Consider the following 13,351-nt stretch of genomic DNA (forward strand, 5'->3'; position numbering starts at 1 on the left):
GGCGACGGCGTCGTTGGCGTCAAGCGCCTTCTTGAAGGCCTTGTTCGCGGCACGCATCGCGGCGATGTCCTCAGCCGTCATCTTCGGCACTGCCAGGCCCGTTCGACGGCCTGCGGCACCGTCAGACCCGATCGCGTCAGCGTGCGGAACCGGTTGAGCAGGAACAGCGAGTAGTCGATGCCGACGCCGAGGCCGATCATGAGAGCCAGGGTCGACGCCTGGGCGGGCATCGAGGTCAGGTTCCCGGCGAGTCCCACGATCTGCAGCGTCGCGAGCACCGACAGCGCCGCGGACAGCAGCGGTAGCACCGCGCCGAGGAGGCCACCGAGCGCGAGGAAGAGCACGAGGGTGGCCAGCAACAGGCCGAAGTACTCGTTGCCTGTGCTGCCGGAACCGTCGATGACCTGGGCGAATCCCCCGCCTGGAAGTACCTTCACGCCGGCGTCGGTTGCGGGCCGGGCGGCGTCCAGGACGGTCTGCGCCATGGCTTTCTCGAGCTCGGCCCTGCGGACGTCCATGCCGACCATGAACCAGCCGGTGCGTCCGTCCGCGGACAGCGAGCCTTCCTTCGCCGAAGGTGGTTTCACCGTGGTCACGTGCTCGGCGCCCTGCAGCGAGGCCGCGGTCGCTGCCAGCACACCGTCGTCCAGGCGCCCGTCCGGGTCCACCAGGATCACGGTCCCGGAGGTGAGCGGGTTCGCCGACGACGCGGTCAGGTCCCGCACCAGCTGGGCGTCGGTGCCCGGCAGGCTCACGTCGTTGTCCGTCGGTGTGCCGATCACTCGCGCGGCCGTCACCAGCGCCAGCACCAGCAGCACCCAGGCGCCGATCACGGCGAACCGGTGCCGCGCGCACGCCCGGCTCACCGCCGCGACCGCCTGGGAGGCCCGGCCGTCCTGTGCCCCAGCACTCATCGCGACAGCGTAGCCACGGACCCAGTAACTGGTCGGGCGGTTTCACGCGCCTTCACCAGGATGTAGTCACGGTCGAATTGGGGCGCTGACGGCGAGCACGGCGAAGCGCAAGGCCCCCATGCCGTTGGGTCATACGGCCCGGCCAGCGGGCCGGTAAGACGGTCCACTGTGGTCGATCACGCCGTGAAGGTGCTAGTTGCCAGGTGATTGGTATGCACATCAGCCTTGTCGCGTAGCGACCGGATCGTCCGACAACGGGTGGGCGCTGCGGCCGCCCACCCGATCTGCGGCGGCTCGTTCGCGGGCGGGGAACCGTGCAGGCTCAGCCGATCGTCACGCTCCACAGCTCGCGGGGGGTTGAGGAGGATCTCGCCACCAGGCGTCGGCTGCAAGCTCGCTACCGACTCTCGCCCGTGTCCCCACTCTGCGCAGGGAGCGCTGTCGGCTGGGTTCGGTATGGCTGCGGTTGGGTTGTGCTGCAGCGGAAGGAGTTCGTCGCGGATCGCGTGTGTGTAGATGGTGCGCATCGCGGCGAGGAGGTGCTCGCCGGTGCTGTGGCCGCCGCGGTCGGTGCGCCGGCTGGGCGTTGCGATCGCACCAAGAGTTCTGCGCCGCAGTACATCTGAAGCCGGACATCAGCGCGGCGTTCCACGGCGAAGCAACGCAATCAGTGAGCTATTTGGACAGATGATCAGTTGCTGCGCCTCCGGTGCAGCCAAGAGGACGACATTAGCGGTGGTCCGGATGCCGGTCAGATCTCGAAGGCCGGCTGGGATGAAGATCTGGTACCTGCTGTTGATGGTGTGAGGGCTGTCGGCATCAGGTTGCACAGTGATCGTGGGTCCGTGCAACTGGGCGCTGGTGGTGTAACCAGGGCTCCAGCCGAGTACGCGGAGGAGTCTGCGGGCAGGGACTCGGCCGGAGTGGTCGATCGCAGCCATGGCCAACAGCAGGTCGCCCTTGTCGAGGCACCGTGTGGTGTCGATGGAGGCGAGCGGCTGGGGTGGTTCGACCTGGGGTGGGCTGAACAGCGAGGTTGGGTGTTCGGTCATGACTGGGGTGGGTTGAGGATCGGGAAGACGGCAAGCCCGTTCGTGGGTGGGGGAGTGGCAGCCAGTGGGTGTGGCTCACGGGTGTATGCGGATAGTGCGGTCGCCAGGTCTGCGAGAGTGGGTTTGTGTAAACGGCAGTGATGTCGTCGCTGCGAGGGTGGGCGTGGCCTGCGTAGCCGCGGGCGATGGCGGGTCCGTAGTGGCGTTCGACCCAGGTGAGTGTGGTGTGGCGTAGGCAGTGGGTGGAGACGTTGCGTGCGGCGACCTGAGGTTCACCCCGAACGGTGGACAGGGGCTTACGAGAGTCAGGCAGCTGCTGGGAGTGACATCTCGTAGTCACTGGGACTGCGCATCCCGAGCTTGGAGTGCCGCCGCGTGCTGTTGTAGAACTCGATCCACTTGTCAACTGCGGCAACGAGTTCCGTCTTGGTGGCGTAGACGTGCCGGTAGTAGTGCTCGTGTTTGAACGTCGACCAGAACGATTCCGCGGGGCTGTTGTCCCAGCCGATCCCGGTCGCGCCCATCGACCGGCGTAGCCCGTGCCGCAAGCACGCCTGTGCGGTCAGATGCGCCGTGTACTCGCCGCCGCGGTCGGAATGCAGGACCGTGCCACGACATTCACCGCCCCGAGCGGCCACGGCCGCCTCGATGGCGGTGGTGACCATCCCGGCGCTGATGTGGTCGGCGACGCTGTAGCCGAGGACCGTGCGGGAGTGCCCGTCGCGGATCGCGCACAAGAACATCTCGCCCACACCACAGGACAGGTACGTGATGTCGGTCAACCACACGGCGTTGAGCCGGCCCTGGTCGAACTCGCGCTCGACGAGGTCCGGCGGGAACGACGCCGCCGGATCGGCGACCGTCGTTCTCACCTTGAACGTGCGCGGGCTGATGCCCTCGATCCCGACACTGGCCATGACCTTGGCGACGGTCTTGGCGCTGACCACCTCGCCCAGATGCCGCAACTCGGCGGTAATCCGTGGCGACCCGTAGGTCCCTTGAGAGTCCTTGTGCCTGGATGATCTTCACCTCCAGGTCCGCACGGCGTTGACGTCGCGGCGCAAATGTCGTTGCCGCACAACGCTTCACGTAGGCGTAGTAGCCGGAGGCGGACACCGTCAGCAGTCGCGCCATGCGCCGGACCGCGAAGCGTTCGCCCTCGGGCACCGCGACGCCGGCGATGTCATCCGGGGCCGGCGTACTTGGCCATCAGAGCGAACCGTTGCGGTTCTTCTGCATCGCGGCAAAGTACGCCGAAGCTTTTACCAGGAACGTGTTGTCCTTCTCCAGCTCGGCGACCTGCCTGCGCAACCGCAGCAACTCGGCCCGCTCGGCCGCCTCCAGCGGGCTCTCGCCCTGAACCTCGGCCGCGGCGACCGGCGCCGCTCGTCTTTTGACCCAGACACGCAACATCCCCGCGTCGATCCCCAGCTCGCGGGCAACCTCGCTGATCGTGCGACCGGAATCGATCACACGATGCGCAGCCTCGACCTTGTACTCAGCCGTGTGCGACCGGCGCTTACGAGGAGGCATACGGACATCCTTTCAGCAGAACCCTCGGTCCTGCTAACTCGGTGTCCACTGCCCGGGGTGAACCTCAACTGGGGATCTTGGCGGAAGATGATCCGCTGCGAGGCCCGGGTTTCCGCTGCCCCGCATGGACAAACAGGAAGGCTTGCGAGGCAAGGGAAATTGCGGCCAACTGGTGGCACAGTCTGCTGCGGATGGTTCGCTTGGCAGTTCGTCAAGTTACGCGACGGAGGGTGGCTCAAGTGGACGGTGAGGTCGGGTCAGGACTCAGGGCGGTTCGCGGTGGGGATCGTGATGAGAGTGGCCTTTGGTGAGGTGCCCTTGTTGAGGAACAGCATCGCCAGCGCGCGGATGAACTGGTCGAACAGGTAGAATCCGACGGGCATGACGGGCAGCAGTCCTTCGCGGAAAGCGATGTAGGCGGGCCACCCGGTGCGGATGATCGCCGCCGCCGCGTGGTCGCGGCGTAGTCCGAGCCAGTCGCCGATCGCGTTGCTGAGCACGTAGCGGACGAACTCGTTGAGGAATCCGCGGGTGACACCCAGGTCGATCTGCGCGGTCAGCCCGAGCAGATCCTCGGCCAGTTCCTCGCCCTCGCGCGTCGGGGCGAGGATCGGTGTCAGCACCTGCGCCGACTGTGCGTACGCGGCAGCCCAGGTCTTGGGGATGAACTCGTCCTGCACGCCCAGCAGGTGGATGGCGAGCTGCCACATGTGCAGGAACGCGTCCTCTTCCGCGGCCGACATCGGAACGCGCCATTCGCGCAGCTTCCTGTGCACGAAGGTGCCGAGGCTGTGGAAGGTGACCAGGATGTCGCCGTTGCTGATCGGGATCTGCTCGTCGTTGACCGCCTGCCACTGCGGCGACTGGGGCAGCAGGTGTCGCACCGCCGCGTGCACCAGGCGAGTCTTGTTGGCTGTCACCACGAATTGCCCGGTGGGTTCGAAAGCGTTCAACTCGCTCATGTCGTAGCCGAAGGTGAACGTCTTGGCCGCGCGGTCCTTCATGTCGGCGCCGCCCGCGGACCAGTAGACCGACTTGGCCTCACGGGGGATGACCGTGCTCATGATGCCGCTGCCGAGGCCGTACAGCAGGAACAGGTACGTGTCCTTGCGCCGGTTGAAGTCGGCGGCGAGGCGCAGCTTGGTGTGGTCGGCCCAGGGAGGCAGCTTGTTGGCCTTTTGCAGGTGTGTGGCGAGGTTGGCCGGCAGGCCGCTGGGCAAGGGGTCGTTGTTGTTCACCCACGACCGCATCGCGGTGTTGACCATCGGAACCTGGCCGTTGTCGAGAAGATCCGCCAGCAGACGGTCCACCTCGTCGTCCCAGGACCACCACGGGTCGCTGCCTGAGGTACCGCTCGTCGCAGCCGCCCCTGCCGGAGCGGCGCCGGCCACGCTCACCAGGCCCAGCGCGACGCCGAGTGTAAGGACGTTCCTCCTGCTGAGATTGCTCATTTACTTACCTGGCTTCCGTGGTAGGTAGATGTGCTGAGTTTACGGCTCTAGCGCAGCAATCAGGGCTGGTCCTCCTTGATCTGTCGCGAGAATTCTCGTTAACATAGCCAGGCTGCACCAGGCTGCCGTCCAGCGGCAAGCCGATCGCCGACCTGAATCGGTCCGCTACTCCAGAGGAGTCTCGATGGCCGCGGAGCAGACCCGGATCCCGACAACCCCGGTCGCGAGTTCTCGCCCCGCCTGGGTGACCGAAGAGCTGGTCGCACAGTGGTGTGCGTGGGTGCATCGAGACGTGACACGGCATGGGAACCCGGTGCCGGAGCCGGTGACCACTGTCGCGCCTTACGACCTGGCACCGACTCCACCGGTTCCCGCGTGTGCCGACGAAGACGTCGCGTCCGCGGTCGTGAGTGCCGCGCAGGCCCAGCGGGAGTGGGCGCGAACATCGGTTGCGGACCGTGGTGAGATCGTGCTCGCCTTCCACGACCTGCTGTTGGCGCGGCAGGGGCAGGTGCTCGACCTGATCCAGTGGGAGACCGGGAAGGCGCGGTACCACGCCTGGCAGGAGGTGGCGCAGGTCGCGACGATCGCCCGCCACTACGCGCGCCGGGCACGCCATTACCTCGGACCTCGTCGCGTGCGCGGAATGGTGCCAGGCCTGACGAAAGTCAGGGAGTTGCGAGTGTCGAAGGGCGTCGTCGGCGTCATCTCTCCCTGGAACTATCCGCTCTACCTCGGCGCCGGCGACGTGTTGCCCGCCCTGCTCGCCGGCAACGCCGCCGTCTCGAAGGCGGACTCCCGGACACCACTGACCCTGTTGTGGACCCGTGCCCTGATGGCAGAGGCGGGCCTGCCGCACGACCTGTGGCAGATCGTGACAGGTCCGGGGGACGTGGTGGGGACCGCTCTGATCGATTCCGTCGACTTCGTCTGCTTCACCGGCTCGACCGCCACCGGCCGCACAGTGGCCGAGCGTGCGGCGCGGCGGCTCATCGGCGCATCCCTCGAACTCGGCGGCAAGAACCCGCTCATCGTGCGCGAGGACGCCGACATCGCAGCCGCGGCGGCCGGCACCGTGGTGGCCGCTTTCGCCAACACCGGACAGATGTGCATCCACGTCGAACGGGTCTACGTGCACGAGGGGGTCTACGACGCGTTCCGCGACGAGCTGGTGCGGGCGACCAGTGCACTGCGGTTGGGACAGTGCTACGACTACTCGGCGGACATCGGGTCACTGGCCTCTCCGGCGCAGCTCGCGGCCGTCGAGGCACACGTCGATGACGCGGTGGGCAAAGGAGCGACCGTGCTCGTGGGCGGCCGCGCTCGTCCGGACCTCGGCCCGTTGTGCTACGAGCCGACGATCCTCGAAGGCGTCACCCCCGACATGGCCGTTTTCGGGGAGGAGACGTTCGGCCCGGTGATCTCCCTGTATCCCTACGCAGCCGACAGCGATCCCGTTGCGCTGGCCAACCAGGGGACCTACGGCCTGTCGGCATCGATCTGGTCGCGCGACACCCGCAAGGCCAGGCGGATGGCGCTGCGGATCCGCGCCGGCTCGGTCAACATCAACGACGGCGCGGCGGCCGCCGCCGGCAGCATCGAGGCCGGAATGGGCGGTATGGGCGACAGCGGGCTCGGCAGGCGCCATGGGGCCGAAGGGATCCGCAAGTACACCGAAAGCCAGACGATCGCCGTGCAGCGGCTCATGCCGCTGGGCCCGTCGCCGAAGTCGTCCGCGCAGAGCTTTGTCCACCGCACCAACCAGCAGCTGGCCCTGCTGCGCCGCTTGGGGATCCGGTGAGCGACGACACGATGGCACGGTGGGAGGCACTTCGCGCGGCGCCGGTCCCCATCGACCCGGACGAACTCGATGCCCTGTGGGCGGACCTCGAGGTCGTCGTGGCGTCAGCGCTCGTCGGCTCCTGGCACGGCTTCGCCTTCCCGACCGGACACCCCGTCGAACGGATGCTGGCGAGAAGCCGTTGGCACGGCAAGCGGTTCGCCGCGCCGCACGACGCCACACCGCTGGTCTGCCAGGCCGACGACGGCAGCCTCTACTCCGACACCAACGCGGGCAAGGGCGAAGCCAGCCTGTGGAACGTCGAGTTCCGCGGTGAGGTCACCGCCACGATGGTGTACGACGGCATGCCGGTCCTCGACCACTTCAAACGCGTGGACGACAACACCCTGATGGGCGTCATGAACGGCAAGCCGGACGTCGTGCTCGCGAACGGCCGCCACTTCTACTTCGGCTTGGAACGCGAGTGAGGACCCGGATGAGCAGTGTGATCTCCCCCGAACGATCGCTCTACGAGGACGACCACGAGCTGCTGCGCGACACGGTCCGCGCCTTCGTCGACAAGCACGCCGCACCCTACGCCGAGCGGTGGCGGGCGGAGGGCAAGGTCGACCGCGCGCTGTTCGAGGAGGCGGCCAAAGCGGGAATCCTCGGTTTCGGCATTCCCGAGGAGTACGGCGGTGCCGGCATCACCGACTACCGCTTCAACGCGGTGATCGGGGAGGAGTTCTCCCGCAATCCGGTGTCCGACGGGCTTGCCGGGGTCGCGCTGTCCAACGACATCGTCGTGCCCTACTTCACCGGCCTGGCCAATGCCGAGCAGAAGGCCCGCTGGTTGCCCGGTATCGCCGCGGGAAAGCTCATCGTCGCGATCGCGATGACGGAACCGGGAACCGGGAGCGACCTGGCCGGGATCGGCACCACCGCCGTTCGCGACGGGGACTGCTACGTGGTCAACGGTAGCAAGGTCTTCATCTCCAACGGGCAGAACGCCGACCTCGTGGTCACCGCCGTCCGCACCGGCCCTGACCGCCACAAGGGGATCAGCCTGCTGGTCATCGAGGCCGATCGCACCGGCTTCTCACGCGGTCGCAACCTCGAGAAGATCGGGCTGCACGCCCAGGACACCAGCGAGCTCTTCTTCTCCGACGTCCGGGTGCCCATCGCCAACCTGCTCGGCGAGGAAGGGGCTGGCTTCCTCGGTCTGATGCGCAACCTGCCTCAGGAGCGGATCTCGATTGCCGCCAACGCCGTGGCCTCCTCCGAGGGCGTGCTGGAACGCACCCTCGACTACGTCAAGCAGCGCAAGGCGTTCGGCCGGCCGATCGGATCGTTCCAGAACACGCGCTTCGAACTGGCCGAGATGGTCACGGCCGTCCGGGTGAGCCGGAGCCACATCGACGACCTGCTCGCCAGGCACACCCGCGGCGAGCTCAGCGCCGTGGACGCGGCGGCGGCGAAGTTCTGGACCACCGAGCAGTACGTCGACATCGTCGGGCGCTGCCTTCAACTGCACGGTGGTTACGGCTACATGCTCGACTACCGCATCGCCCACGACTACCTCGACTCGCGCATCACCACCATCTACGGAGGCACCACGGAGATCATGAAGGAGATCGTCGGCCGCGATCTGGGGCTATAGGTCCCCGGCGCTGTTCGTCCATGGTGCGAAGCACGTCCTTGGTCACCTTCCCGGCCGCGTTGCGGGGGAGTCCGGCGACCACCACGAGATCCCTGGGCATCTTGAAGGAGGCGAGCCTTCCGTCGAGGAACCCGGTCAGCTCCCGCAGGCACACCTCGGTGCCGGGCGCGACGGTGACGAACGCGACCGGCACCTGGCCCCAGCGGTCGTCCGCCCTGCCGATCACCGCGACCTCCAGCACCGAAGGATGCTCTGCGATGACGTTCTCCAGCTCGGCGCAGTAGATGTTCTCGCCGCCGCTGATGATCATGTCCTTCTTGCGGTCGACCACCCAGATGAAGCCCTCGTCGTCCTGCCTCACCAAATCACCGGAGTGGAACCAGCCTCCCGCGAACGCCTCCGCGGTCTCCTTCGGCTTGTTCCAGTACCCCTGCGTCACAGTGGGCCCGCGATAGACGATCTCGCCAACCTCGCCCGTGGCGACGTCGGTCATGGCGTCGTCGATGATGCGGTACTGGATCGTCGGGATCGGCCGGCCCACGGAGCCGAGCTTGCGCGTCGAGTCCTCGCCGCGCAGGACGCAGGTGATCGGTGAGGTCTCGGTCTGGCCGAACACCGCCACGTTCAGGGCGCCGGGGAACTTCTCGGCCATGGCCCGCAGCGTCGCCCGGCTCGCGGGCGCTGCGCCCCAGCTGATGATGCGCAACTTCAGATCGCGCTCGCCGATGTCCGGCTGGGCACAGATCAGATCCCACTGCTGCGGAACGTTGAACACCACGGTGGCACCCTCGCGTTCGTAGGCGTCCAGCACCGCCCGTGGGTCGAAGGCGCCGAGCGGGTGGATTACGACCGTGCCGCCGACCAGGATGTTCGCCACCATCGAACCCAGACCCGCGATGTGGAAGAAGGGCGCGGTCAGGAAGCCGATGTCGGAGTCGTCGAACATCTCCATCGCCCTGATGCAGGTGAGCGCTTGCAGCTGCAGGTTGCGATGGGACAGCAGCACTCCCTTCGGTCGGCCGGTGGTGCCCGAGGTGTACATGATCAGTGCCGTTGACTCCTCGCCGATGTCGGGCAGCTCAATCGGCTCATGTGCGGACAGGAACTTCTCGTACGCGGCGTGCACTCCGTCGCCGTCCGGTCCTCCGATGACGATCACCGTGCCGATCGACGCGGCGCACGGCACGGACTCGAACAGCGACAGAAGTTGCGCGTCGACGAAGATGGCCGACGGCGTGCAATCGGTCAGGATGTGGTCGAGTTCCAGTGGTGCGAGCCGGAAGCTGAGCGGGACGGCCATGGCCCCCAAGCTGTTGGCTGCGAACACGCTTTCCACGAACCACGGGTGGTTCAGGGTGAGCAGCGCGACGCGGTCGCCTCGGTCACTCCTCGGGCGGCGAGCGCGGCGGCCAGTCGCAACGACCGCTGCGACAACTGCGCCCAGGTCGTGGTCTGCCCGAGGTAACGCAGTGCCGGCTTGTCCGGTCGCATCATCGCGTGCGTGGCGGCGTGCGCCATCCAATGGTGCCGAAAAGACCAGGCTGGAACCGCGGCGATCGGCATGTGACCACTCCTGTCCGCTGCCGGATCGGCGTTGATCGCGGGGGTCAGTATGCCTGCTGCGCGGCTGGTTGAGAAGGATTATGTAAATCACGAATCACGCAGCGGCCGGTCGGCGGAGCGCCGCGCCGGGCAGGTCTTCCTGGACGCGGTTCGTTCCATGGTTCACTGGCGCACATGGGCTTGCTTTCGCGTACGTCCGTTCGGGTGTCGCGGTGACCGCCGAGCCGGCTGCGGCAGTTCGGCCGCGCAACCGCAGGCAACTCATCGTGGACGCGGCCGGTCGAGCCTTCAGTGAGCACGGCTACCACGCGGCGTCCATGGAGGAGATCGCCGCAAGTGTGGGCATCACCGCGGCGGCCCTGTACCGGCACTTCCCGAACAAGTACGCGCTGTTCGCCGAGTGCGCGAACGTCATGGTGGATCGGCTGGTCGCCGCACTCGGCGAGGTGGCTCCCGAAGCGGCCTTGGCGGACGTGCTCGCGGCCCTCACGCGGGTCACCGTCGCCCATCGCGCTTCGGGCGGCGTGTACCGCTGGGAGGCCCGCTACCTCAACCGCGAGGACCGCCAGGTGCTCCGGACGAAGTTCGGGTACGTCGTCGGCAGGGTGACCGACGTGCTGCGGCGCGAGTACCCCCTGTCCGACGAGCACCTGCGAGCCGCGGCGCCCTTGGCGTGATCGGGTCCATCACGATGCATCACACCTCGATCTCACCACGCAGGGCCGAAGAACTGCTGCTGGCGTCCGCCATGCGCGTGGCCGCGACCGACCCTGCGGCCGCCGCCGGTAGCGCCCGCCGCGTCGAACTTCCGACACAGCCCGTGCCCCGCACTCGTCGCGCCGAAATCCTCGCAGCCGCCATCCCCCTGTTCGAGCGGGACGGGTTCGCCAGCGTCACCAACGGCATGATCGCCGAGGCCGTGGGACTGGTTCCCTCCGCGCTCTACCGCTACTTCCCCGGCAAGGCCGACATCCTGGCGGCGGCCTGCCTGCAGGCAGCCGGACTGCTGACCCAGGCCGTGGAACAGAACCTCCGCGGCGTCACCGATCCTCACGACGCCGTGACCGTGCTGGCGGCCACCTACGTGGCCTACAGCTTCGAGCACACCGCACTCACCAGCGTCGCCGACGCCGAGGTCGCCGGCCTGCCGCCCAACGTGAGGCGGCCCCTGATCATCGCGCAGCGCGAGCACATCGCTGTGTGGGAACAGCAACTGCGGTTGGTACGTCCCGAACTCGACTCACGCCAGGCGCGAGCGCTGGTGCACGCCGGGTTCGGCGTGGTGGTCGAGGCCGGACGCAGCGTGCGATGGCGGGACAGCCCTGCTCACCGCGACGCCGTCGCCGCTCTGTTGGTTGGTGCTCTGGGGCTGGTGGGCGGGGAGCTGGGTTCGCGCCGTCAATGATGACGGGGTCTTCTCGTCACGTGGAGTTCAGGCAAGCTCGCGAAGGTCTCCCTTCACCCAGTCGGCGACGAAGTCCCGGACGTGGCGCAGCGGTCCAGTCCGATGTGCTCCGCACCTCCCTCGGCGGCGGTGAAAGTCCGTGCCGGCTGGATGTGAAGGAGCGGATCTTGAGTCGCTGCTCAACATGCGTCAACGGGTCCCGATGGTCGACAGAAGCCCGTCTGATCATGGCAAAACACCTGATCAGACGGGCTTCTATCATTCATTGCGTTTGGCCTCGCTATGATCTACTTCGAGGGCGGTCTGTGGACCACCTGTGGACTCACCGATGTTCACGTCGGTGATCGGTTCTGGTCGTAGGCCATGATCAGCGCAGGTCCTTTGTCGGTCTGGATGACCTCATCGGTGCGCGCGTAGAACGCAGCTGACTTCGTTGAGAACCTTCCTGCGGGAAAGATCAAATTGCCGTCCGTTGAAGCGTCGCTCACGGGTTTCCCCTTTCGCGAAGTGTCAATGATCGGGGTGGCGTCTGGGCTTCTGGTCAGTGCGTGCGCTGGTAGTCCTCCCATGTCCGGATCGGGATCCGGGGCCCGTCGTCGGGGCGGTGGTTGGCGAGGCCGTTGAAGCCGAGGTAGTAGTCACCGACCTGGTTCTGGGCCTGGGTGGCCTGGTCGGTGTCGTTGATCGCTACAGCGTGGATGTGCCACGGCCAGTCGCCCTGGGCCGGGCTGCGGACCCAGGCGGCGAAGCCGACCTGGCGCAGCGCACGGGCGACGGCGGTGCGGGTGTCGGCGGACATGCCGTCGACCTTGATGTCCACGACGCCGCCGCCGTCGTGGGTGCCGGCGGAGGTCGGGTCGCCGCCGGGGTTGTAGGAGCCCTGCGACAGCACGAGGCGGCGCCCCAGCAGACGTTCGGTCTCAGTGAGCATCGCCTGGGTACGGGTGTCGACGACGTACCCGTCACGCTGAACCTTCGGGCCTGGTTTGATCACGCGGGAGACGGTGAACCGGCCCTGTCCGAGCGTGGCCAGCGAACTCGCGCCGGGCAGCCCGTTCGCGGCCAGTCCGGTGTATCCGAGCGAACGCTGGTAGGCTGCGTACGCCGTGATGGTCGTGGTTCCGAAGTAGCCGTCGACCCAGCGGGCGTCCAGCAGATTGCGTGCCTGGAGTGCCCGCTCGACGGCCAGCACGGAATCCTTGGCGCCTGGGGTCAGCGTGTCGTCGGCGCGCCGGGGATCGATCTGGGCGGCCAGGACGGTGGCTTCCATGTTGACGACGGGCAGCGCGGCGGCGGTTTCGGCCGGGGACGGCAGCGCCCGTGGGGCTACGGCTGAAGCCTGCGTCGCGCTCAACGTCAGGCAGCCCAGGACAGCGAAGGTCGCCAGCGCCGTAATGGCGCCCTGGGTCTTCATCTTTGTCTTCATGCGGTGTTTCTTTCCGTTCGGTCAAAGCCCGGCCACGGCCTCGGTCCAGCGCCGGGAATCGTGTGCGTGCGGCTTGTCATGGAGGTGCATTTCCTACGGCCAGGGGGCAGCGGGTCAGCCACACCGTTGGTCGATGTGACCGCCGCTGACGTAGGAGCCGTGGAGACGTGGCGGCTGTACGAGGCGCCAGGTCAGCAGCGGAGGCCGGTCAATGCGGTGGAGTCCCCGGAGGCGGACAGGGTGGAGGCCTGCGCGGCTCCGGCGGCGCCTCCGAGGACGGGCACGGCGAGGGCGCCGCAGTGGCCATTTTGGACATGGTTGTTCCCTTGTTCTGGCAGTGGGGACAGCGCGAGCGCAGTGCCTTTGGACAAGGCTCGGACATGGCGCTGACAAAGCTCTGACACGGCGATGAGCAGAGGTTGTTCCTTCTGCTGGCAAGAGGCGACGGGCCCTGTTCTCCCCTGCCGTTGCGCTACATCCCCTGTCCGCCCTGGACCGTCCTGGGGTTGCCCCCGGATGCCGGGACACCTCGAGTCCTGACAGCGCGTGCTGTTGGGCAAGAGGATG

General features: G+C 67.3%; 11 protein-coding genes and 2 pseudogenes. 4 read left to right on the forward strand and 9 right to left on the reverse strand.

Annotated elements, in window-relative coordinates; translation table 11 throughout:
- Positions 1-77 precede the first annotated feature (77 nt).
- The 5 genes and pseudogenes from FXN61_RS13735 to FXN61_RS13755 form a co-directional block, all read right to left on the reverse strand.
- Positions 78-914, reverse strand: a complete 837-nt coding sequence (locus tag FXN61_RS13735; RefSeq protein ID WP_167973873.1) for an MMPL family transporter — start codon at positions 912-914, stop codon at positions 78-80.
- Between the two features lie 635 nt (positions 915-1,549).
- On the reverse strand, positions 1,550-1,966 hold the full coding sequence (locus FXN61_RS13740; RefSeq protein ID WP_167973875.1) for a hypothetical protein: 417 nt from the start codon (positions 1,964-1,966) through the stop codon (positions 1,550-1,552).
- Between the two features lie 305 nt (positions 1,967-2,271).
- Positions 2,272-2,967: pseudogene (locus tag FXN61_RS13745) on the reverse strand (IS3 family transposase); the annotation flags it as partial.
- Between the two features lie 208 nt (positions 2,968-3,175).
- Positions 3,176-3,499: a transposase gene (locus FXN61_RS13750; protein ID WP_167973877.1), complete on the reverse strand. Its 324-nt coding sequence runs from the start codon at positions 3,497-3,499 to the stop codon at positions 3,176-3,178.
- A gap of 257 nt (positions 3,500-3,756) precedes the next feature.
- Complete coding sequence (locus FXN61_RS13755) at positions 3,757-4,950, reverse strand: oxygenase MpaB family protein (RefSeq protein WP_167973879.1); 1,194 nt, start codon at positions 4,948-4,950, stop codon at positions 3,757-3,759.
- 184 nt (positions 4,951-5,134) lie between these two features.
- Here FXN61_RS13755 and FXN61_RS13760 point away from each other — a divergent pair, with 184 nt between their 5' ends.
- Genes FXN61_RS13760 through FXN61_RS13770 form a run of 3 tightly spaced genes read left to right on the forward strand, consistent with a single transcriptional unit; the run spans position 5,135 to position 8,390 of the window.
- Positions 5,135-6,751, forward strand: coding sequence for a succinic semialdehyde dehydrogenase (locus FXN61_RS13760; protein ID WP_167973881.1), 1,617 nt, complete (start codon positions 5,135-5,137; stop codon positions 6,749-6,751).
- Positions 6,748-7,218 carry a DUF4334 domain-containing protein gene (locus FXN61_RS13765; RefSeq protein WP_223165421.1) on the forward strand — a complete coding sequence of 157 codons (471 nt, stop codon included), beginning with the start codon at positions 6,748-6,750 and terminating at the stop codon, positions 7,216-7,218. Before FXN61_RS13760 ends, FXN61_RS13765 begins: the two co-directional genes overlap by 4 nt.
- A gap of 8 nt (positions 7,219-7,226) precedes the next feature.
- Positions 7,227-8,390 carry an acyl-CoA dehydrogenase family protein gene (locus FXN61_RS13770; RefSeq protein ID WP_167973883.1) on the forward strand — a complete coding sequence of 388 codons (1,164 nt, stop codon included), beginning with the start codon at positions 7,227-7,229 and terminating at the stop codon, positions 8,388-8,390.
- On the opposite strand, the gene FXN61_RS13775 is transcribed toward FXN61_RS13770, so the two are convergent.
- Together FXN61_RS13775 and FXN61_RS52020 are read right to left on the reverse strand one after the other, a co-directional pair.
- Positions 8,353-9,726, reverse strand: a complete 1,374-nt coding sequence (locus tag FXN61_RS13775; RefSeq protein ID WP_312877710.1) for an AMP-binding protein — start codon at positions 9,724-9,726, stop codon at positions 8,353-8,355. The genes FXN61_RS13770 and FXN61_RS13775 overlap by 38 nt on opposite strands.
- Before the next feature lie 14 nt (positions 9,727-9,740).
- Positions 9,741-9,953, reverse strand: a complete 213-nt coding sequence (locus FXN61_RS52020; RefSeq protein WP_246291461.1) for a hypothetical protein — start codon at positions 9,951-9,953, stop codon at positions 9,741-9,743.
- A gap of 212 nt (positions 9,954-10,165) precedes the next feature.
- Between FXN61_RS52020 and FXN61_RS13780 the strand changes: the two are divergent.
- Positions 10,166-11,358: pseudogene (locus tag FXN61_RS13780) on the forward strand (TetR/AcrR family transcriptional regulator).
- Between the two features lie 332 nt (positions 11,359-11,690).
- Here the strand turns inward: FXN61_RS13780 and FXN61_RS13785 are convergent.
- Positions 11,691-11,846 (reverse strand): hypothetical protein, encoded by a 156-nt coding sequence (locus FXN61_RS13785; RefSeq protein ID WP_167973885.1) that lies wholly within the window; start codon positions 11,844-11,846, stop codon positions 11,691-11,693.
- A gap of 53 nt (positions 11,847-11,899) precedes the next feature.
- Entirely contained in the window at positions 11,900-12,784 is an 885-nt protein-coding gene (locus tag FXN61_RS13790; protein WP_246291443.1) for a peptidoglycan-binding domain-containing protein, read from the reverse strand.
- Positions 12,785-13,351: the final 567 nt, after the last annotated feature.

The sequence above is a fragment of the Lentzea indica genome, assembly GCF_012184385.1.
Lineage (GTDB): Bacteria > Actinomycetota > Actinomycetes > Mycobacteriales > Pseudonocardiaceae > Lentzea > Lentzea indica.

What these genes read in the sequence shown, in the direction of transcription:
- FXN61_RS13735 (WP_167973873.1), bottom strand. Translation starts at nt 914, where the DNA reads ATGAGTGCTGGGGCACAGGACGGCCGGGCCTCCCAGGCGGTCGCGGCG.
- FXN61_RS13740 (WP_167973875.1), bottom strand. Translation starts at nt 1,966, where the DNA reads ATGACCGAACACCCAACCTCGCTGTTCAGCCCACCCCAGGTCGAACCA.
- FXN61_RS13750 (WP_167973877.1), bottom strand. Translation starts at nt 3,499, where the DNA reads ATGCCTCCTCGTAAGCGCCGGTCGCACACGGCTGAGTACAAGGTCGAG.
- FXN61_RS13755 (WP_167973879.1), bottom strand. Translation starts at nt 4,950, where the DNA reads ATGAGCAATCTCAGCAGGAGGAACGTCCTTACACTCGGCGTCGCGCTG.
- FXN61_RS13760 (WP_167973881.1), top strand. Translation starts at nt 5,135, where the DNA reads ATGGCCGCGGAGCAGACCCGGATCCCGACAACCCCGGTCGCGAGTTCT.
- FXN61_RS13770 (WP_167973883.1), top strand. Translation starts at nt 7,227, where the DNA reads ATGAGCAGTGTGATCTCCCCCGAACGATCGCTCTACGAGGACGACCAC.
- FXN61_RS52020 (WP_246291461.1), bottom strand. Translation starts at nt 9,953, where the DNA reads ATGCCGATCGCCGCGGTTCCAGCCTGGTCTTTTCGGCACCATTGGATG.
- FXN61_RS13790 (WP_246291443.1), bottom strand. Translation starts at nt 12,784, where the DNA reads ATGAAGACAAAGATGAAGACCCAGGGCGCCATTACGGCGCTGGCGACC.